This window comes from Agromyces sp. NPDC056965 (genome assembly GCF_042673425.1).
Taxonomy (GTDB): domain Bacteria; phylum Actinomycetota; class Actinomycetes; order Actinomycetales; family Microbacteriaceae; genus Agromyces.
Map to the genome: position 1 here is coordinate 1 of NZ_JBHURI010000030.1, position 19573 is coordinate 19573.

Annotated in this window: 17 protein-coding genes and 1 pseudogene; 5 read left to right on the top strand and 13 right to left on the bottom strand. The window is 64.3% G+C overall.

Annotated elements, in window-relative coordinates; genetic code table 11:
• Window positions 1–389: 389 nt before the first annotated feature.
• From ACFTQE_RS09535 to ACFTQE_RS09575, 9 genes are all read right to left on the bottom strand, one after another.
• Window positions 390–2525, bottom strand: coding sequence for an alpha-galactosidase (locus ACFTQE_RS09535; RefSeq protein ID WP_376924829.1), 2136 nt, complete (start codon window positions 2523–2525; stop codon window positions 390–392).
• A complete protein-coding gene (locus ACFTQE_RS09540; RefSeq protein ID WP_376924830.1) occupies window positions 2522–3886 on the bottom strand; it encodes an alpha-L-fucosidase in 1365 nt (454 codons plus the stop codon). The genes ACFTQE_RS09535 and ACFTQE_RS09540 overlap by 4 nt, the downstream gene beginning before the upstream one ends.
• A 4-nt stretch (window positions 3887–3890) precedes the next feature.
• Window positions 3891–4712, bottom strand: a complete 822-nt coding sequence (locus ACFTQE_RS09545; RefSeq protein ID WP_376924831.1) for a carbohydrate ABC transporter permease — start codon at window positions 4710–4712, stop codon at window positions 3891–3893.
• Window positions 4709–5623, bottom strand: a complete 915-nt coding sequence (locus ACFTQE_RS09550) for a carbohydrate ABC transporter permease (RefSeq protein WP_376924832.1) — start codon at window positions 5621–5623, stop codon at window positions 4709–4711. The genes ACFTQE_RS09545 and ACFTQE_RS09550 overlap by 4 nt, the downstream gene beginning before the upstream one ends.
• Window positions 5624–5626: 3 nt before the next feature.
• The gene (locus ACFTQE_RS09555; protein ID WP_376924861.1) at window positions 5627–6871 is read right to left on the bottom strand and encodes an ABC transporter substrate-binding protein; all 1245 of its coding nucleotides are present in this window, start codon (window positions 6869–6871) and stop codon (window positions 5627–5629) included.
• 35 nt (window positions 6872–6906) lie between these two features.
• On the bottom strand, window positions 6907–8130 hold the full coding sequence (locus ACFTQE_RS09560) for an ROK family protein (RefSeq protein ID WP_376924833.1): 1224 nt from the start codon (window positions 8128–8130) through the stop codon (window positions 6907–6909).
• 481 nt (window positions 8131–8611) lie between these two features.
• Entirely contained in the window at window positions 8612–9667 is a 1056-nt protein-coding gene (locus ACFTQE_RS09565) for a hypothetical protein (RefSeq protein ID WP_376924834.1), read from the bottom strand.
• A 229-nt stretch (window positions 9668–9896) separates the two neighbouring features.
• The gene (locus ACFTQE_RS09570; RefSeq protein ID WP_376924835.1) at window positions 9897–13439 is read right to left on the bottom strand and encodes a tetratricopeptide repeat protein; all 3543 of its coding nucleotides are present in this window, start codon (window positions 13437–13439) and stop codon (window positions 9897–9899) included.
• On the bottom strand, window positions 13436–14299 hold the full coding sequence (locus tag ACFTQE_RS09575) for a hypothetical protein (protein WP_376924836.1): 864 nt from the start codon (window positions 14297–14299) through the stop codon (window positions 13436–13438). The genes ACFTQE_RS09570 and ACFTQE_RS09575 overlap by 4 nt, the downstream gene beginning before the upstream one ends.
• Window positions 14300–14709: 410 nt before the next feature.
• On the opposite strand from ACFTQE_RS09575, the gene ACFTQE_RS09580 reads away from it, so the two are divergent.
• Entirely contained in the window at window positions 14710–15024 is a 315-nt protein-coding gene (locus ACFTQE_RS09580) for a hypothetical protein (RefSeq protein ID WP_376924837.1), read from the top strand.
• Window positions 15025–15076: 52 nt separating this feature from the next.
• Here the strand turns inward: ACFTQE_RS09580 and ACFTQE_RS09585 are convergent, their stop codons facing one another.
• Window positions 15077–15910, bottom strand: a complete 834-nt coding sequence (locus ACFTQE_RS09585; RefSeq protein ID WP_376924838.1) for a TSUP family transporter — start codon at window positions 15908–15910, stop codon at window positions 15077–15079.
• Window positions 15911–16091: 181 nt separating this feature from the next.
• On the opposite strand from ACFTQE_RS09585, the gene ACFTQE_RS09590 reads away from it, so the two are divergent.
• Window positions 16092–16268, top strand: a complete 177-nt coding sequence (locus ACFTQE_RS09590) for a YegP family protein (RefSeq protein WP_376924839.1) — start codon at window positions 16092–16094, stop codon at window positions 16266–16268.
• A 112-nt stretch (window positions 16269–16380) separates the two neighbouring features.
• On the opposite strand, the gene ACFTQE_RS09595 is transcribed toward ACFTQE_RS09590, so the two are convergent.
• Window positions 16381–16824, bottom strand: a complete 444-nt coding sequence (locus tag ACFTQE_RS09595; protein ID WP_376924840.1) for a GNAT family N-acetyltransferase — start codon at window positions 16822–16824, stop codon at window positions 16381–16383.
• Between ACFTQE_RS09595 and ACFTQE_RS09600 the strand changes: the two are divergent.
• A pseudogene (locus ACFTQE_RS09600) lies at window positions 16795–16944 on the top strand (thioredoxin-disulfide reductase); the annotation flags it as partial. The gene ACFTQE_RS09595 and the pseudogene ACFTQE_RS09600 sit on opposite strands and share 30 nt — an antisense overlap.
• Before the next feature lie 279 nt (window positions 16945–17223).
• On the opposite strand, the gene ACFTQE_RS09605 reads toward ACFTQE_RS09600, so the two are convergent.
• Complete coding sequence (locus tag ACFTQE_RS09605) at window positions 17224–17565, bottom strand: hypothetical protein (protein WP_376924841.1); 342 nt, start codon at window positions 17563–17565, stop codon at window positions 17224–17226.
• A gap of 180 nt (window positions 17566–17745) precedes the next feature.
• Between ACFTQE_RS09605 and ACFTQE_RS09610 the strand changes: the two genes are divergently transcribed.
• The gene (locus ACFTQE_RS09610; RefSeq protein WP_376924842.1) at window positions 17746–18852 is read left to right on the top strand and encodes a hypothetical protein; all 1107 of its coding nucleotides are present in this window, start codon (window positions 17746–17748) and stop codon (window positions 18850–18852) included.
• Entirely contained in the window at window positions 18849–19199 is a 351-nt protein-coding gene (locus ACFTQE_RS09615; protein WP_376924843.1) for a hypothetical protein, read from the top strand. The genes ACFTQE_RS09610 and ACFTQE_RS09615 overlap by 4 nt, the downstream gene beginning before the upstream one ends.
• A 49-nt stretch (window positions 19200–19248) precedes the next feature.
• Here the strand turns inward: ACFTQE_RS09615 and ACFTQE_RS09620 are convergent, their stop codons facing one another.
• Window positions 19249–19503 carry a hypothetical protein gene (locus tag ACFTQE_RS09620; RefSeq protein ID WP_376924844.1) on the bottom strand — a complete coding sequence of 85 codons (255 nt, stop codon included), beginning with the start codon at window positions 19501–19503 and terminating at the stop codon, window positions 19249–19251.
• Window positions 19504–19573 lie beyond the last annotated feature (70 nt).

Below are 19573 nucleotides of genomic sequence, written 5' to 3' on the forward strand. Positions count from 1 at the left end.
GCGGTGTAGGCGCCGGTGAACGGCGCTACCACCGCGACGGCGACGGCAATCGCCAGCCGGGACAGCCAGGAACGAACTCTCGCCACAACATCCTCCATTGGGTGTCTGTCTTCGGATTTTCATTTCCGATAGCCCATTTCGTTAATGAACGATCGCAAGTGCATCACACGAATCACTCCGCGGAGATCGCCGCCGAGCTTCGTTATTTCTTCGTTACATTTGACCCGGACGCGGGCATGACGGCAGGCTGGATCGAGGCGCACTTCGCCGGGGACGCGCACCGACGGGCGCCGTCCCGCCATGTAGCAGGCATGTCGTCGATCCAGCAAGGACCTCTGGACGGGCGTCACCGGGAGCGGTGCTGTTGCGTGCCGCCCGGCGACCGCGCGCTAGGGGCTCACCCGGGCGAACTCGATGAGCGCCGCGGTTCCCGGCCGCAGCGGCGGAAGTGACAGGCCTGCGCGCTCGATGATCGCACCCGGCAGCCGCAGCCGCCCCGCGAGCGCTGCGTCGAACCACGCCGGGCCCGAGCTGTCCCCTCGATCCGGGTGCCCGAGCTCGGTGCGGATGCGAACGTCGTACTCGAAGTCGGGATCAAGTCCCGGAATGAGCACACGACCTTGCTGGCCGACGCTCAGCCCCAGTTGCACGTGGGCGAGGAGCGCGCGGTCCCGCCCCGGCGAGACGACCCCGAACAGCCGGGCGGCCTCATCGTCGATATCGGCGTGGATCAGTACTCCGGAGTGGACCAGGCCTCGCAGCTCACGGTACGCGCCGGCGAACCGGGACAGGTTCGCGCGCTCAGCGGCCGTGCAGTTCAAGAGGTTGAGCTCCAGCCCGGAGTGGCCGAACAGCGCCGTGATGAATTGGAGGCTCGACGACGCGGTGCGGCCGGTCGTGTGCGCCACGGACTCGCCCACGTGCGACCCGATCAGCTCCAACGGAAGCAGCAGCGAGGTCCAGCGCTGGATCCGCTCACGCTCGATCGGGTCGTTCGTGTCGGAAGCCCACACGCGATCGGTGCGCTCCAGAACACCGAGATCGACTCGCGCACCACCGGAGGCGCACGACTCGATCTCCAGCCCGTGATGTCGGGCGCGCAATGCGTCCATTACGGAGTACACCGCGCGAGTGTGCGCGTGAGTGGCCGCCTCGAGGATGTCGCGGTTGTGGTCCCACTTCAAGAAGTCGATCCGGTACTCGTCGACCAGAGCATCGAGCCGTTCGAGGATGTAGTTCGCGGCCTCGGGGTTGGCCAGATCGAGGACGTGCTGGGATCGTGAGAGCCAGCCGTCTGCGGGTGTGAGGAACCAATCCGGGTGATCGCGTGCCGCATCCGAATCGGGATTGATCATCTCGGGCTCGACCCATAAGCCGAACTCCATGCCGTGCGCGCGGACCCGGTCCACGAGCGGATGCAGCCCGTCCGGCCAACGCTGTTCATCGACGTACCAGTCACCGAGGCCCGCACGGTCGGTTCGGCGCCCGCGGAACCAGCCGTCGTCGAGCACGAACCGCTCGACACCGATCTCGGCAGCCTGATCGGCCAGCTGCACGAGCGTCTCGAGATCCTGGTCGAGATAGACCGCCTCCCAGGTGTTCAGCACGAGCGGCCGCGGGCCGGTGGGATGACTCGTGCGGGCGCGCAGTCGGGCGTGGAACCGCTCGGAGATCCCGTCCAGCCCCCGTTCCGACCACGTGAACAGCACGGGCGCCGTGCGACAGGACTGCTCCGAGCCGAGCTCGATCTCGCCGCGCCGGAGCAGTTCGCCACCGCTGAGGCTGCTCGCCAGCCCACCGGCGCCGTCGGGCGAGCGTTCGACGTATGCGGCCTGATCGCCGCTCCACGCCGTGTGCATCGCCCACACCTCGCCACGACGGTTCCCGAAGCCCGGTGTGCCGACGATCGTCGCGAATGACGAGTCGTGCCCGGTCCGGCCGCGTCGCTGCTCGCGCGCATGGGTGCCGAAGGCGACGGGGAGGCGCTGCGGGGTGCGTTCCCCGATCCACGCCCCGGTGAAATCGAGGATCTCCGCCGCCCGCCTCGGAAGTGGCAGTGCGGCGTTCAGCGCCTCGACCGACAATGCGCCAGGTCCGAGGTTGCGGATCTCTCGACGGTGCTCGAGGACCCCGTAGCGGTCCAGAGCGAGCTCGACGACGACCTCGGCCAGTGCCCGGTCATCCCGCAGCGTGAATCGCGCGCTCGCAGCGGTGGTTCCATGCTCGTCGATCGACCAGTCGGCCAACAGGAATCGCGGGTTCAGCGCCACGCTCCCGCGCGCGAGCGCGACAGCGGGGCGCCCCGTCCAGGCATCGTCCTGGGTGGGCAGCAAGCTGAACCGAAGGGGGTCGTCCGGCGTCGCGTTCAGGCGCGCCGGCACGGCGGAATCAGCCAGCGCCCGCAGCGCCCCATCGTCGAGCGCGCCGAGGTCGGCTCCCCAGTGCACGACTTGCGCTCGTCGCCCCCTGCAGTCGACAGCCAGCGCGACGCTTCCCCCGCGCAGGAGGACGATCTCGGGCGTCAACGGGTGCCTGCGCCTTCGGCGGTCAGGCGCACGGTCACGACCGTGTCGGTGTCGTCGGGCAGCGGGTAGGTGAAGCTGGGATCGCCGTCGCCGAAGCTCACGAAGGCCACGTCGGGATACGCCTCGATCAGCCACGACTCCGCTCTCTGGATCTCACGGCCGTCCAGCTCGAGCGCTGCGATCCGGTCGGGATCGACCCCGGTGAGGGCGAGCGGCCCGATCGGCTGCTCGAGCACGTGGGCGTAGAGCGTGTCATCTCTGCGCGTGTAGTAGCCCCACTCGGGCTTCGGCAGTCCGGCAATGCCAGTCCGATAGATGCTCTCGCCGTGTTCGGTGAGCCATGAGCCGACCTCCGCGAGAATCTGCGCTTCGCGCGGATCGATCCGCCCGTCCGGGAGCGGACCGACGTTCAACAGGAGGTTGCCGCCCTTGCTCACGATCTCGACGAGTTTGCGGATCAACGTCCGGCTCGACTTGTAGGCATCGTCGCCGCCGAAGTGGGACCAATGGTTGTTGAGCGTGATGCACGATTCCCACGGCACGAGCCGGCCACGGACGTCGCGGATTCCGTCGGTCGGAATCAGCTGCTCGGGTGAGACGAAGTCTCCCGCCCACGCTGAGGGCTCGTCGGTGACGATGGATCCGAAGCTGCCGCCGTTTGCCTCCAGGCGGTTGTCGATGAGGATGCCGGGCTGGAGGCCGCGCACCATCTCCACGAGTTCCGCGGCGCGCCAGACCTCTCCGCTCAGGTCGTCGTAGGAGAAGTCGAACCACATGAGATCGAGCTGCCCGTAGTTTGTGGCCAGCTCACGGATCTGCGCGTGCATGAAGTCGAGATAGCGATCGAAGTCATGGGATCTACCCTCGAAGGCGGGGTCAGCCCGGTGCGGATGGTGTGCGTCGTCGAACGCCGGGTAGTCGGGGTGCGACCAGTCGATCAAGGAGAAGTACAGCCCGACCTTCAGGCCGCGGCGGCGGAAGGCTTCGACGAACTCAGCCACCACGTCCCGGCCGAATCCGTTGTTCATGGTGCTGTACGAGGTTTCCGCGGTGTCGAAGAGGCAGAATCCGTCGTGGTGCTTCGCCGTGAGCACGGCGTACTTCATGCCGGCGGCGACGGCGATGTCGGCCCATGCCTCGGCGTCGAATGAGTCCGGTGTGAACCCGTCGACGTACGGCTGGTAGTCCTGCATCGAGAGCTGTTCCCAGGAGCGGGCCCATTCGCCGCGCGCATGGACCGAGAATGCACCCCAATGGATGAACATCCCGAATCGGTCCTCGAGGAACCACTGGGTGCGGACGTGCCGGTCGAGGTCGAGCATGACGCCTTTCGGTTGGGAGTAAGAAGGTCGGGCTTTCATCAGGTCAGCCCTTGACTGCGCCGGCGACCATGCCCGAGAGGATGTACTTCTGCGAGAAGAGGTACACGATGAGGACGGGGATGATGGTGATCACGAGGTTCGCGCTCACCAGCGAGTAGTCGAAGGTGTGCAGGCCTTGGAAGTTGTACACGGTCATCGGCATGGTCCATGTCTTCGAGCTGGACGTGAGGAACAGCACGTTCTGGAACTCGTTCCACGCGTAGGTGAACAGCAGCACGAGCGCCGTGAAGGTGACTGGCTTCAGCAGCGGGAACACGACCTGGAAGAACATCCGCACCGGGCCGGCGCCATCGAGGATCGCTGCTTCGTCGACCTCGCGGGGAATCTGACGCACGAAGCTCACGAAGATCAGCACCATGAACGGGATCTGCGTCGCGATGTCCGCCAGGATCAGGCCCGCATGAGTGTTGTAGAGGCCGAACCACTGCAGCACCCGGATCGCCGGAATGAATGAGAACGGCGCAATGAGCCCCGCGAGGAGAAATGCGTAGAGACCGGTGGTCACTCGCGACACGCGCCGGGCGATCAGGTATCCGGCCAGCGCACAGACGATGATCGCGCCGCCGGTTACGCCCACGGTGATGATCACGCTGTTGACGAGGCCGACCGCGACGCCAGGATCTGCGAGGACGGTGAGGTAGTTGTCGAAGCGCCACTCGGTGGGCAGTGTGAAGGTGAAGCCGGATGCCTCGCTGGTGGACTTGAAGGAGTTCAGGAGCACGAGGATCATCGGGACGATGAAGACGATGCCGACGGCCGCCGCGATGAGGTAGGTGGCGACCCGTGGGGCCAGTCGCTTGGTCATGAGGTCCTTGCTTCGATGCGACGGTTGACTACGTTGATCAGGAGGGCGATCACCGTGATGATGGCGAACTGCACGAAGCTGATCGCCGAGGCGTAGCCCAGGTTGGTGGTGCCGAGGGCTTTGGCGAGGAACGTCGTCATCACCTCCGTTGCATGCCCAGGCCCGCCGCCCGTAGTGGCGTAGATGATCTCGAACGACTTGAGCCCGGAGATCAGTGTCAGCAGCGCAGCGAGCCCGACGGTCGGGGCGATGATCGGCAGCGAGACATGGATCGACCTGCGGAACGGGCTCGCGCCGTCCACTTCCGCCGACTCGAGCAGTTCCGTAGGAACGCTCTGGAGCGCGGCGAGCACGAGCACGACCGTCCAGCCGACTCCCATCCAGATATCGATCGCGGTCACCGAGTAGAGCGCCAGGTCGAAGTTTCCCAACCAGTCCTGGGTCACGAAGCCGAGGCCGATATTGCGAAGGAAGGAGTTCAGCAGGCCGTCATTGGCGAGGATGAACCCGAAGACGATGCCGACGACGATCGTCGAGAACATGATCGGCATGTAGACGATCGCTCGGAGCAGGTTGCGCCCGAGGAACGCCCGGTTCAGGAAGAAGGCCAGCAGTACGCCCAGCCCCGTCTTCCCGATGGTGGTGATGATCGCGTACGCGAACTGGTTGCCGAGCGCCCCGAAGAACGCGGCACCGTTGCTGCCGAAGAGCAGTTCGAAGTTGTCGAATCCGATGAACTCCTGCCGAGGGGACAGGGTCGACGCGTTCGTGAAGCTCAGCCAGAGACCGAGCGCGGCGGGGAGCACGAAGAAGACCGTGAATATGAGGGTTGCCGGCGCACCGAACCAGTACGGATAGGCGTTCGCCTCGAGAACATTCTTGCCGCGTCGCGACGTGACTCCCCGCCTCATGGGTTAGAAGCCCTCGCGACCGGCAGTCTCGCCGGCGCTCTTCCAGGAAGCGTCGAGCTGCTCGAGGAAGGTCTTCGCGTCGATCTGCTTCGCCACGAGCTCCTGGTACGACGCGATGATGTCATCCTGCGGCGTGGGGAAGGTGGTGCTGGTGTCGAACGCCGGACCGGCCTGGTCGTTCTCGATGTACGCCTGGATGTCACCGATGGCGGGGTCCATGTCTTCCACGGTCACGTCCGTGAATGCCGGGATGCCGGGGGCGATCGCCAGGTGAGCGGCCACGTTCTCAGGCTCGATCAGGAACTGCAGCAGGTCGGTCGATTCTTCGGCGACCTTGCTCGATGCCGCGATGTGCAGGATGTTCGGGCGCGTGAGGGCGATCTGGTTGGCACCGTCCTCGGTGGGCAGCGCGAAGAAGCCGACGTTCGCGTCGGGATTCACCTTGCGAAGCTCGCCGATGGCCCACGAGCCGTTGATGATGGTCGCGGCGGTACCGTCGGTGACCGACTTGATGGCGGTCTCGTAAGTGGCCGTCACCGCATCCGCGTTGACGTCGCCGGTCTCGACCCATTCCTGCAGTGCCGTGTACTGCGGCAGCATCCCCGGAACTTCGCTCCAGGTCGTGTCGTTCGCGGCCAGCTCGTCGGCGACATCCGGATTCTCACCAAGCAGGTCGGCGTTGACGGCGTTGCGGTGCTGCAGCAGTGTCCAGCCGTCACCGCCTGAGAGGAACAGCGGCGTGACGTCCGTCGCCTTGATGGAGTCGTATGCGCTCGTCAGCTCCGCGAGCGTCGTCGGCACCTCGACGCCGGCCGCGCCGAACACGTCCTTGTTGTAGATGACGCCGAACGAGCTCAACCCGTCGGCGGAGGGGTACCCGTAGATCTTGCCGTCGGCGGCGCGCATGGATTCCACCACACTGTCGGCCATCCGGTCGGCGAAGGCCGACTCATCGACCTCGAGCATGATGGCCGACGGGTCCTCGACCGCGTCCTGCCCGGCGTAGATGTCGATGCCGTCGCCGCCCTGCAGTCGCGCACGCACGGTGTCGTCGTACTGCTCGTCGGGAATCGCCTGCACCTCGACGGTGTTTCCGGTCTCTTCCTCCCATGCGGCGACATTGTCGGCGAAGGCCCCGGCCGAGGCCCAGCTCGAAGGAACGACGTAGACGACGTTCGCGGCGCCGTCACTCCCTTCCGAGCTTCCTGCTGAGCAGCCGGCCAACGCCAGCGCGGCTGCCGCCGCCATGCTTGTCACGGCAAGCGTCTTTGCATACCTGCGGTTCATCGTGCTTTCTCCTCTGATTGTTGGATCGTGCTGTGGGTCTGGGACTCGGATCGAGTCGGGTGGTCGGAAAGATTCGGGACCAGTCGATAGGCCGGAGTCGCGGTCTCGCCGAACAGTCGGCGGCTAACGTCGTCGAGGGTGGCGATGAGCGCACCGGTGACGGCCGCATCGTCGCCGAGTTCGGCTTGGACGATTGGAGTCGGCACTCGCCCGTCGATCCCCTCATGGGCTGCGGCGGTGACCAGCTCGCTGACCCAGTCGGGCGCGGCCGCAGCCCCGTAGAGCACGAGGATCGCCGGATCGGTGGTCGCCAGCACACCCGCGATCTGCTCGCCGGCGACTCGGGCGAAGTGCTCGACGAGTTCACGCGCGTCCTTGTCGCCCGCCTCGGCCGCGTCGACGGCGGCGAGGAACTCCGGCATGGACGGCAGCGCCTGCTGGAGGTCCGAGTGCATCGAGGAGCGGAGCTGGTTGATCTCACCGGCCATGCTGCGATGGCCTGCGTACAGCGCGCCGTTGATGATGAGGCCGACGCTGAGCTGATGCCAGACGAGCGCCAGGGCGACGTCGTCGAAATCGGTGGCCGCTCCGTGTCGGTGCTCGGCGATCGCCGCAGCGTTGAGGTCGTTCTGCAGCACCACCGGTACGTCGAATCCGGCGTCGAACACGTCCTGAATGTTCCGACCGGCCCACTCGGGAAACACCGGGGAACGTGCCATCAGGCCGTCCGAGGTCAGCGTGCCCGGAACGGTCGCACCCAGGCCGAGCAGTGGTCCGAGACCGGCGTGGGTGACCCGCAACTCGGCGACGCGCTGGGCGAGCGTCTCCATGCGGTCGTCGATGCTCCTGGGCGTCTCGACCGTGAAGGCGTACCGCGCGCGGACCGTACCGGTCACGTCGCAGACGAGCATCCGGTCGCCATGCTTGCCGATCTCGACGGCGATGACGAAGCCGGCGACGGGACTGACCATGTAGCGGGACGCCGGGCGGCCGGAGCTCTGTCCGCTGCGAACGACGCGTTCGATCTCCATGACCAGTCCCAGGGCGGTGAGATCCTGAAGGCGGTCGCGGACTGTCGGTCGGGACATCGCCGTCGCTTCGGCGAGGTCGGCGACGGTCGATGCGCCGGCATCACGGAGCACGAGGAAGCACCGTTCCATGTTCTCCAGGCGGAGGTTCTCGAAACGGGCTTCGTGTGGTGCCATGTCATTGAGGGCCATGTCAGATTCATTTCTAAAAGAGGGTTTAGGAAATGTTCTCTGGCATCTAATCCCACGACATCGGGAATGTCAAGACGACGCGTAAACAAGCACAACGGGAACAGCGCATCGGAAGTCGAGCTGCAGGAATCCGCTGAGCAGCGGCCTGGTCAGCGGAGCCTCAAGATGCCGAGCTGCTGCGCCAGAAGCGTGCCCACGGTAGCGGATCCAGGACAAATAGAAGGGGCCGGGACCGAAATTCCTTCAGTCCCGGCCTCGTCTGTTGCGATCTCGCATGATTCGGGTTTCCAGCCGCCCTTCAGCTCCGTTCCTGCGGCTCAACGAACAGCGATCTCTTGGTTCAAGGATCTCGTGCGCCGACGAGACCGTGCGGTCGTCCTGCCGCTGTGGTCGCTTTGTGAGATCGTTGATGAGGTCCGGACGATCGCCCCTAGCGACGATGATTCGGGAATGGCACCTAGCTTGTCTCCGAGGAATCAGATCAGCCGATCTTCTCCCAAAGCCCGCAGCCTTGAATGGTGAACCCTTCACCGGCGAACACCTCGACCGTGACCCCGTCGGGTGCGTGACTGATGAAGCTGTTGTCGATGATGTCGCCGCCACCGGTTGAACGTTCCCAGTAACAATCGGACGCCGGGCCGAGAGTGCGCCACACGCCGGCGGCGACGCTCGTCCCGACAGCTCGTTTACCGTCACCGATCATCGCTGCCGCCGCCTGCTTCGAGCCGGCCAAGTCTGGGCAGTACGCGGCGATCGCCGCATCGAGGCTCGAGTCGAACCCACGGAGCTTCTCAGCAGCCGCAGGGCGTTGGTTCTGCCATTGGGCGGTCGTATCCGTGCACCACTGGCGCATCTTCACAGTCTGTTCCTGCCAGTACACTGCAGCCGGATCGACATCGGAACGGCCGGCAGCCTTCATCGCTTGAAAGAACACCTTGTCCTGCGCCTGCTCAGGTGACCCGAGGATGGACGAGACTGCTGGCAACCCGATCAGCACCTTCCGGACGGCAGCACCGTCCTTCCGGTCTATCGCCTTCTGCAGTTCGTCTTTCGCTGTCGTCAGGGTTGCGACGTCCTCCGTGGCCGCCCACGGCGATGAGGCGATCGCCTCATCGATCTCGACGATCTTGTCCGGTGCATCGGCCAGCGCCTGCTTCTCGTCCTTCTCGGTCTGGCGTTCCTCTTCCTCGTCCTGCTTCTTTTCCGCCGCGTCGTTCAGTTGCCGCTGCTCCTCAGCCTCCCGCTCAAGCGCCGCCGCCGCGGACTGCTCCTGTCCGTTCCGGATCGCGGTGCCGATGACCGGGGCCGCGATGAACGACACGATGACGACGGTCACGGCGACAGTCCCCCACGTCCGAGGAGTCAGCTTCTTCCAGACGGGGACGGTGGCCGCCGGCCCACCGGCCGCACGGCCGTCGGTGGCCTTCGGTCCCGCCTTCATCCGTGCGCCAGCCGCGACACGTTTTGCGCGCACCTTCTTTATCCAGGAGTCGATGGCCAGAAGCCACGGCTCTACCGGCTCATTCGGGTCGGCCACAAGGAACCTCCGGGACGTAGGGTGGCCGTTAGACTACCGGCCGCCCGCGGCCCGCGGGAGGACCAGTTCGGGGGCCTTTGGCGCATCTCCCCACGCGCGGAGGCCCGGGAGGCAGCGGCAGAACCCAGCTGACTTCTCCTGCCCGTGGCAGTCCACGCGAGTGCCGAAGACGCACTCTAGCTCCCACCTCAGCTGCGACACATCACTGCAACTGTCGTCACGATTGGTGTCAGCTACTGAGCACAGCGCGAAGCGCTGCCTGCCGCTCAGCGGGTTCAAGCTCGGCGGTCAACCCGAGTGCCCAGCCTGCAGCTGATGAACGGTCGGAATGTTGTGAGACACGCGAGTACATCTCCGCGAAGCCTCTCTCGAAGGCATCAAGCCAATGGTCGGCGGCGACAGACCGACCAGCTGCGGCGATGAATCGCAGATAGGACGCCGTCATCCAGGGTTGAAGTAGAACCTCACGGACCAAGACGACGTGGTTCTCGATCGTCGCCTGAGCGTCGGCGATGCCTGCAAGATAGCGGAACGCTGTACTCGTCCAGCCTCCGAGCTGGTCGGGCATCGAAGCAACAATGCCCATCGCCTTCACGGCGAAGTCGACTTTCTCCCTCGCGTGTCTCGGGCCGCCGAATTCGATGGCGGCGGTGAGGCCGAGCGGCGCATGCTGATCGATCCGGGCCACCAGATCGAACACAATCGCGCGGTACTCGATTCCGACCGTCCAGTTGTGTATGAGTTGCGCATCGAGGTTGTCCGCGGATGCTTCAGAGATGTGGCGAGTTCGGCGAAGAAACTCGATAAGAGCTGGGGTCCCGAAGCTTCTTACCCCCTGGTCGTCTGCGAGCCGCCGGGTTGCGGCATCATCACACCAGAGCGGCAAATCTGCATCCTTTGCAAGGTCGATCGCCGAAGCCCATGTGTGGTCGTCGAGATCGAGCTGCTCCGCAATCTTGGGGCTACTTGGCCGTGCGCTCCGGCGTTCTACCCGTCGGAACCATTCGACCAGCCGCCCGGCAACGTTTCGCTGAACGTTCAGCTCGATGGGATCCTTGAGCAGGACGCTCGCTTCTGTCGTTGTCGTGCTCTGTATGAATTCTGCGTCGAAGCGTGTCGAGTACCGTTCGCGATTCGCGCTTGCATCGAGCATTTGTGCCGGTGTTGCGACCATGCGCGGCAGGGCCGCAACGATCATGTTGCTCTCGTCTGTTGAAAGCAGCGTCAAGGTGAACAGAGCTGTGACGTCCACCGCTGCGCCCAACTGGAGCGCAGCACCTACAGCCTCGTCTTGCCGTTCGTCCCCGTCCATTGATCCAGCGAATCGTGGGGACTTGTGCCGGCGGGTCAGCAGCTCTGCTACGTGCTTCCCACCCAGCTGCGCTGCCAGACCAATCGGCAGGGTCCCGGAGCGGACATGCTCGTCAAGGGTCCCAAGAAGCTCCTGGCGCGGGCCGATCGCGGCATCCAGTTGTTTGAGGATATCCTCCGGTTCTTCCGCGTCGGTCTGGATACGCCATATGGCGTGCTGTTCCTCTGGGTATTCCTTCTCGAATCTGTCAAGCAACGTGCTGAGGTTCAGCGACTCCTCGGTTTCCCCTTGTGGTGCGAACGCGAGCGCCCCGAGCGCGAGGTTCCGAGTCTCGGCCACCTGGGAGAATTGGTCGACAACATCGAAGAACTCGGACAGCGTTGCCATGTCGGGCCCGTGAAGACGGAACAACTCGAACCAGATGTTCGCCTCGGTTTGGTTCCTCGGGCGTGGCCGCTGGTTTCCGGCTTTCCATTCCGACCAGGCTTGATCGACGTCTCCCGACATGCGATGTATTTGAACGAGAGCCCATCGAGCGGTGTCCGATTCAGGGCGTATTTGGATCAATGCACGTGCGTTAACGAGCGCGGTGGGCCAATCACCGACAGCGGATGCGGCCTCGATTTGCACGATGTGCGCGTCTGCACGATTACCCCACGCTTGGCCGCCGACTTGTAGCGCTTTCGAGGCACGGTCCACTGCATTGGGGTGATCACCTTGGGCGAGGTAGGCGCGGGCTGCTTTCAACCAGAAGTCGGGGTCCGACCATTGCTGAGCAGCTTGCTCTGCGGTGAAGATGACTTCGGTCCAGCGGCCAGCTGCCTCGAACCTGGCGATCAGCGAAAGCGCCAGCGTCGGTCGTTCGGTGGACTTTGCACGTGCTTTCGCTTCTGCTCCTGGTCGGCCAGAGTTGAGGTCGGCCACCAGCTCGATCTCCTGGACAATCTCTGGGTTGTCGATCCGAAGGTCCTCAACGAAAGGATGCACGACGCCGCGTAACGCGAGTCGGAAGCACAGGGGCGCTCTTTCGTTCCAGTCATTGGTCGCATCGATCGCCTCGGCGAGAAGCCGGTTAGCTTCGTCTTGCTGGTCGAGCAGCTCCGCTTCGCGAGAATCAATTTGCAGTTGCAGGGTACGCGGCGTCTGATCGTCGATGAACTGTCGCGATGCCTGAATGTCGCCGCCCAGCATCATCACCGTGGCCATCTCGTTGCGAACTTCTGGGTGACGGATTTCGTCGTCAGTGGCTTCCGGCGCGCTCGAGAGCATTCGCGCCCGGTCGATGTCCGAGAGCATCATGGCCGCTTTGATTGCTTTCGCGACCGCGCTACCACTGCTAAGGCCCCAAGTCCTTCGGGCATCACGTATACGAACGGCGAGGGTGTACGCGGCTGCAGTGTCTTCGGCGTGAGTTTCAGGGCGTCGCGCGCTTCGTTGTATGAGTGCTTCCACGGCGTTCATCCCAGCTCCGGAGTACGAGTACTCGTTGAATGCTGTAGTTCCGTAGCTGATCGCCTCATCGGACTCGAGGAGGTTGAGCAGGAACTGGGTGACTACGCTGGCCTGGTAGCTGCGTTGCGTCGCCGTCTGCGGCTGCCATGCACGGATGTTTGATAGGCGCTCTTCGAAGCTGCCTCGTATCAGGGCCGCGATCAAGGGGTCGTCTGCCAGATCATCGAGCGATTCAACATTCGATTGGTCGGAGGCGGCGTTGGACAGCTGCATTTGGCGCGCGCGCCAGTACTCGGCCGGGACTGCGCCTGCGGTGACCGCGCGGTCGAACCAGGGGAGCGCCGATTCCGGTCGGTCTAGGTTCGCAGCGAGCTCACCAATCCATCCGGCGATGTCACCCTCACTGCTCAACCAGGGCGGCGGCGTCTTTGACCAGGATCGGAGTGTCGCTGCCCGGTCGGGCGAATGTTCAAGTTCGTGGATCAACCGGTCAATCGTGTCGCCGTGACGTTGACGAAGCGCCCGGGCATCGTCAGCGAATGGCGGATAGAACCGATCGATGTTGGCTTCCCAAAGCGCATCTCGAGCACTCCCGGTCACCGTGAGTTGGTCGAATCTCTCGTTCATCTCGTCACGAACGACGAGATCCCGGTGAACTTGTTCAGACGCAGCAAAATACCCGCGCTCAAGGATCTTGAACACCTTATTCGGTGAGATCGAGGATTCGGTCGTGCGGTCGCGATGGGCAGCGGAGATCACCACGATGGCGGAAGCGATGGCGTCCGGTCGCCGGGAAGTCATCGCCCGCTTCACATCCGCAGCCCGCAGCAGCTTGCGGAGCTGCCGACGGGAGTAGGGGCGGCCATACTCCTTGAGCTCGTCGTACGCGTGGCGCGCTGCGCGCCTCCGGAAGCTGAGTCGTCGAATGATGCCTTGGACGAATGTCAACGCCTTACCGAGGGCAGTGTCGGCGCCGATCGAGAGGAGGGCGCTTGCAGGATCTGTCACGGCTCTGCGTGCATGACAGAGTCGTCGGCAGCCCCGCTATCGTCTTCGACGTCGTTGTCGTCCACAACGGGAGCGTCGTTCGGTGATGTGGCGTCAACGACAGTGGCGTTGCCAAGCAGCTCAGCATATGTGTGAGTGGCGGCACCGATCGCGGGTATCCCTGTATAGATGTTCATCGCTACCAGAAGGGCAGCTCCGAGCTTGTTGAGCCGCTGAACCGCAGGATGCTTGGCATGCTGCCGTATCGCCTCCGGATCCCTGATCAAAGCGCCAACTACTCGGTCCCATTCGTCGAGCGCTGCTTCGGCGCCGGCGACTTTATAGAGACTGAGTGAAGCGATGATTCGTTGGGCAGCTGTGAGGATCTGGCGTCGAAGGTCGACTGGGAGGTCAGTATCGCTGAGCAGCAGGTCGACGATGCTCCGGGCATGCTCGATGAGCTCGACGCGGCGCTGTTCACCGAGCGTCGGCTGCGGCCCCTGACTAGTAAGAACGAAGCTGCAGGTGCGAAGGGTGGAGAGATGTCCCTCGTGAACGTTGCTCATCATCTGCGAGACCGAAGCACCGGGGCTTGCTGCGAACCCGAGCGCTGCGCGGATAGGATCGAGCGGCTCGAGCAAGACGTCTGCCGGCGGGACGGGATGGGCGATCCGAGCAACAGCATCTGCGATCTGGTTCGGCATGCTGATCACTTCGGCGATCGCGGCGAAGTACTCGACATCGTCGCCGACTGAGATCCCCAAGTAATCGCACCATATCTGGCGCACTGCAACGGTCGAGCCTTGCCGCGAATAGCCCATGGTTTCGTTGAGGAGTGCCCAGAGGCGGCCGGCGGGGTTCGCTTCGTGCGCGTCGGTCATGCCGCCACTCTAGATGAGAGCCGCAAGAGTTCGGCCGGGTAGCACCGAACTCCACCGCTCGAGATCTTGGCGCATTGAAAATCGTTTCGACGTGTCATGCCCCCTCGACTAACATTCGAACAAGCGTTCGAATGGCAGGGAGGCGCAATGGCAACAACCGTCACGGAGCCGGCGGCCGTCTGGGAGCAGAACGGTGCGCCGACTCGACTCGAGTTCCGTGGCGAGCGGTGGCGAGTTACGGGATCCCCAGTGCCCTTGACCAAAGAACCCGATCTACTTCCCGAGGGACTCACCCATCCCCCGTCGCGGCACATCGGCTGGAGGCTGCGCGTCCGATCCGAGGCCGGTTTGTCGCTCACAGTCGATCTGATCCGCGCGGGTGGCGGCTGGGTCGTCGAGCGAGTCGTGCTGTGACCCAGAACCACCGCTACGGCACGCGCCTCGACGAGAACCTGGCTCGAGCTGCACGACTCGACGAAGCACAAGGCACGCCGATCGCGCTGACTACCGAGGAGCTGAACACAACCGGTAGGCGGGTCGAGGCTCAAGAGCCGATCCAAGTCGACGCCTGGATCCGACATCGCGTCATCTACGAAGACCCACGACTTGTGCACGGCGAAGCGGTCGCCTGGACTGATGGTGCAGTGCTCGTTCGATGGCAACGCAACGGCCACAACTGCTACACGTGGGTTTGGGCGAGTGCGGTGCGGCGGCGCAACCGGTGACCCGCGACGGCCCTTGGCGCCGGGAACAATTCCTGCTCGCGTAGCCGACGGGTTAATCGTGCCACCAGACCTTCACCGACGACAGCAGCAAGAGCACGACGAGCACAGGGATCAGCACCGCGGAGGGCACAACGCCGAGCAGGAGCCCGCCCACGATCGTGCCGGCGATCGAACCGGCCGTCATCGCGATCAGGAAGCTCTTGTTCTGCCCGAGGACTTTGAAGCTGTTGTCACGGCTGTACCGGGCGAACGCGACCAGCATCGTCGGGAGCGACACGGCAAGCGAGAGGCTGCCGGCGATCTTGATGTCGGTGCCGAACAGCAGCACGATCGTCGGGATCAGCAGCTCACCACCCGCGACGCCCATCAACGCTGCGACGACGCCGATCGCGGCGCCCGCGAGGACGCCGAGGATGGTGCGCGGAATCGGCGGGATGTTCAACGGTTCCACGACGAAGAAATGAGTGACGAACAGCAGAACCGCGATGAGCACCAGCAGCACGGCGATCACCCTGTACAAGGTCTGGGATCGGAGTTTCGTCGCCCAATGCGCCCCAACCCAGGCGCCGACGAGAGAGCCGGCGAGCAGATTGAGGACGATGTACGCGTACGGCGAGAGCTCTGACATTGGCACGCTCGCGAATCGTGCCGGGATCGCGGTGAGGACGACGAGCAGGCTCATCGCCTTGTTCATGATCACCGCTGGCAGCGCAGCGAACCCGAACAGGCCGATCAGCAACGGTAGCCGGAACTCGGCCCCGCCCAGACCGATCATGCCGCCGAGCACGCCGATCCCGGCACCGCAGAGGAACACCACAACGAGAGACCGAGCCCATCGGTTCGGCGCGGTCGACTCTGACGGCGCAGCGATGCGCTGCTCACTCATGCCTCAAGTATGACCACGCCGCCTCAGCACGCCGAACCCGAGCAGCGCGAGGCTGTCGACTTCCCGATGCGAAGCCCCAACGTGCTGTGCACCTCGCGGCCTTGCGTGACCGCCATCCAACCGATGACGATAGGGGGGCGCGGCAGTCGCCGCAGTAGCTCACAGGACGAAGGAGAACACGATGGCGGGCAAGTTCGAGCTCTACGAGGATGCAGCTGGCAAGTGGCGTTTCCGCCTCAAGGCGGGCAACGGTGAGATCATCGCGTCGTCCGAGGCTTACAACTCGAAAGCATCCGCGGAAGGCGGCATCGAATCGGTCAAGCGCAACGCCCCGGACGCCCCGACCGAAGAGGTCTAGCCCGCTCCCCACGAAATGGCGCGATTTGGCGCCCTTGGTGATGCAGTCATCCGAGATGAGGGGCAGGACAGACCCTGCCCCTCATCTCGTGGCTTGTTCAGCTCCGACGCTGCTAGCCGGCGACCATGCTTCGTCGTTCGAGGAGGATGGTGTCTCGCCAGGCTCCTGCGTGTGGCCCGTAGCTCATGAGGGCGATGCGTTCGCGAACACCGATTCGCCGGAAGCCGAGCCGCTCGTGGAGGGCAAGGCTTGCGACGTTCTCGGGGAAGATCGACGACTGCAGCGTCCAGATGCCGGCAGCTTCAGACCGCTCGATGAAGTGGTCGAGCAACGCTCGCCCGACGCCGAGGCCTCTCACGCCTGCGTCGACGTAGATCGAGTGCTCGGCGACTCCGGCGCACACGGGACGGGATGACACCGGCCCGGCCGCGGCCCATGCGAGGATCACGTCGTCGGCGTCGACGGTCACCCATCGGAGCGCTGCGGGTTTCGAGGCGAAGAACGCGTCGGGGGACCGTGGTTCGGCTTCGAACGCGGTGACCTTTTGGACCACCACTACCGACAGGCCATCACCGCGGCCGGCAGCGGCTGCTCTGCAGCGTTGGATGCTCAGCACTACCTCGCCGGACTGGGCGAGCTTGAAGGCGGTCTCGACGCGGCAGCGGAAGCGGCCTGAGGGCGGTCGCCACTGCGGCACACGCCCCGACGAGAACCTCGCTTGAGCGGTGTGGCCGGTTTTTATACATCGCGCCGTTCATAAGGCACGCCACACGATCTGGAGTGACGAAGAGAACCCAACTGGCATCGATTCAGTGGGCCGCCGAGAGCCATAACGCCTGGACGATGACGGACGGCCCGGTCCGCACGATCCCAGCTGTCAGGGTCAACAAACCGCTGCGGGCGTCCGGGATGCTGGCCAGGATCCCGGGTCGACTTCCTCCGAGAGCGGGCCGGGTCACTCGCCTAGCCGGCGATCGAGCTCCCGCTCGAGAGCGTGCAACAGGGCGGAGCCATGCATCACCTCAAGCACGATGCGCGCGTTGTCAACATCGGCCACGAAGGCCTGCGCGTGCTCTCGGATGAACATCAGGACGTTCAGCAGGTAGTCGGTGGCGAACGACCGCTCGTCGTGGATTCGGTGTGCACGACCGAAGAAGTCGACCCACCAGACCGCCTGGTCGATGACACGCGGATCCAGCATGCCTGGCGTTACGGCATCCGCCCAGATTCTTGCGCGGAACGTTCCAACGAACGACGATGCGCGCTCGTATCGACGGCGTGGCTCGGCTGCACGCACGCCCCGCGCGTACGCAGCACGAACGAGGCCCTCTGAGTCGGCTCCGGCGCGGAGGGCATACGCTCGCACCAGGTCCCACTCCCGCGAGTCCCCATACCTGCTCACGACGACCTCCGCCCGGTCCCTCTCGCTTGCATGGTATTAATAATTACCATGAGTGTGGCGAGCGGCTCACCTGGAATGCGGTTCGACGTCGATTGCGTCGGCCTTCTCGGCGGCGTGCGCGGCCGGTTACCTCAGTTACTTCAAGCGCTCGACATCCTGTCATCGCGTGAAGTCGCGCTCATCGTTCAACTCGGCGATCTCGGCATCCCGTTGCCAGGCGGATCAGCACAGCGCGACCTGGCACGGCTCACAAAGGAGCTCACGCTACGTGGTCAACGCCTCCTGTTCCTGGCAGGCAGCCACGACTGGAAGCCAATGCTGAACGACCACAGCGGGCTCACGCCCGAATGGTCACCGGATGATATTCGATGGCTCTCCTCGCGCGTCGGATTTCTGCCGAATGGCTATCGTGCGTCGTTTGCAAGCGGTCGCACGTTCGCGATACTCGGAGGCGCCGCATCCGTCGACCGTGCCATGCGGACACGCGGCGTCGACTGGTGGCCGGAGGAAGTAGCGACGGAGGGGGAGCTGAAGATGCTCGGCCACGCACACGCAGACGTCCTGTTCGGCCACGACGCGCCCCTAGACCTGCCTGAGATCGACAACGCATTCGCGGCCACTGCCGCGAAATGGACCATGGATGACCTCGAATACGCCTTAGCCGGGCGCGCCCTCTTCCACCGAGGCTTCCTTCAGACCGCCCCGAATCTCTATGTCGGAAGTCACTACGACCGGTTCACTACTGACGCCGTCGGATTCCGCCACGGCCCTACCGGATTCTGGTCGAACATCGCGATCCTCGATGCGCTCAACGGACCCGGATGCTCAATGGCGATTCTGGACACGACCACGCTCGATCTCGAGTTTCTGGATGGCGCAGGACGCGAAGTCCGCCACGACCCCGCGACATCGAAGCTGACGATCGAGAGCACCGGCCAATGGCGCGTGCAGACAGAGTCATCCATTCATCTCCTCGATTTCGACGCCGGCCGTTGGGAGCGTCTCCCCGGACCTAACGCAAATCCCTACCCGGGCAGGAATTCCGGCCGGATCCGCTCACTTGAGAACTTCATCCTCGGCTCCAACGGGTACATCACCACTATCGGAGACGAGTTCTTCGAGTACTACTGGAGCCACACAAGCGTGATCCGGCACATCACCCCTGCTCCCCCAGCGCCATGAAGCCAAGCGACTTCCTCGATCGCCTCGATGCGGCAGACCTTGGTTCGTTCATCGTGACCACCGAGAGCGGCTCGATTTACGAGCTCCAGATAAATGCTGATCACGCCGTTATCGTCCGGCACCCAGCGGTGGATGCGCCGCAGGCAGCGGATGCCAGCCACCTCTACTTCGACGAAGCTCCGATCGAGTGCCATTTCCGCATGATCCAGGTCGGCTACCCAGCAACCTTCGTCTTCACCCGCACGGATCGGGACGATGTATCGGACTACGCCGCCACAATCCGGGCCACCGCCGAGATCCGGTCCATTCGACGGGTCGATCCTGAGGGGCGGGGCAGAGGCAGCTGATGATAATCCCGACTGCTCGCCAATGAACGGGCGATCTCGAACTGGCGCGCTACTCCGAACGGCGCTGCTCTGGCCCGAGCTCCGCCGACGGCCACAGGTCGACTCCAAGAGCGTGCTCGAGGCGGGCCACGATGTACAGGTCCGAGCGCGCCGGATTCTGAATAAGCGTGTGCAGATCAGCGATCTCTACATCAGCGTGCCTGGCGACGTCGGCGAGCGGCACGCTGCCGACTGCGCGGAGAACGTTGTCCCGCAACGTCGACAACTGAGTCTCGACCGAGTGGTCATTGTTATCACCAATCACGTGGATAGGTTAGCCGCCACATTCACCACCGAGAGCAGCGGCGCGCCCGTCGGGCAATCAAGTCCCGAGC

Bases quoted from the DNA above. Each gene is read 5' to 3' on its own strand.
- ACFTQE_RS09540 (WP_376924830.1), bottom strand. From the start codon at position 3,886: ATGAAAGCCCGACCTTCTTACTCCCAACCGAAAGGCGTCATGCTCGAC.
- ACFTQE_RS09545 (WP_376924831.1), bottom strand. From the start codon at position 4,712: ATGACCAAGCGACTGGCCCCACGGGTCGCCACCTACCTCATCGCGGCG.
- ACFTQE_RS09550 (WP_376924832.1), bottom strand. From the start codon at position 5,623: ATGAGGCGGGGAGTCACGTCGCGACGCGGCAAGAATGTTCTCGAGGCG.
- ACFTQE_RS09555 (WP_376924861.1), bottom strand. From the start codon at position 6,871: ATGGCGGCGGCAGCCGCGCTGGCGTTGGCCGGCTGCTCAGCAGGAAGC.
- ACFTQE_RS09560 (WP_376924833.1), bottom strand. From the start codon at position 8,130: ATGGCCCTCAATGACATGGCACCACACGAAGCCCGTTTCGAGAACCTC.
- ACFTQE_RS09575 (WP_376924836.1), bottom strand. From the start codon at position 14,299: ATGACCGACGCGCACGAAGCGAACCCCGCCGGCCGCCTCTGGGCACTC.
- ACFTQE_RS09585 (WP_376924838.1), bottom strand. From the start codon at position 15,910: ATGAGTGAGCAGCGCATCGCTGCGCCGTCAGAGTCGACCGCGCCGAAC.
- ACFTQE_RS09590 (WP_376924839.1), top strand. From the start codon at position 16,092: ATGGCGGGCAAGTTCGAGCTCTACGAGGATGCAGCTGGCAAGTGGCGT.
- ACFTQE_RS09610 (WP_376924842.1), top strand. From the start codon at position 17,746: ATGCGGTTCGACGTCGATTGCGTCGGCCTTCTCGGCGGCGTGCGCGGC.
- ACFTQE_RS09615 (WP_376924843.1), top strand. From the start codon at position 18,849: ATGAAGCCAAGCGACTTCCTCGATCGCCTCGATGCGGCAGACCTTGGT.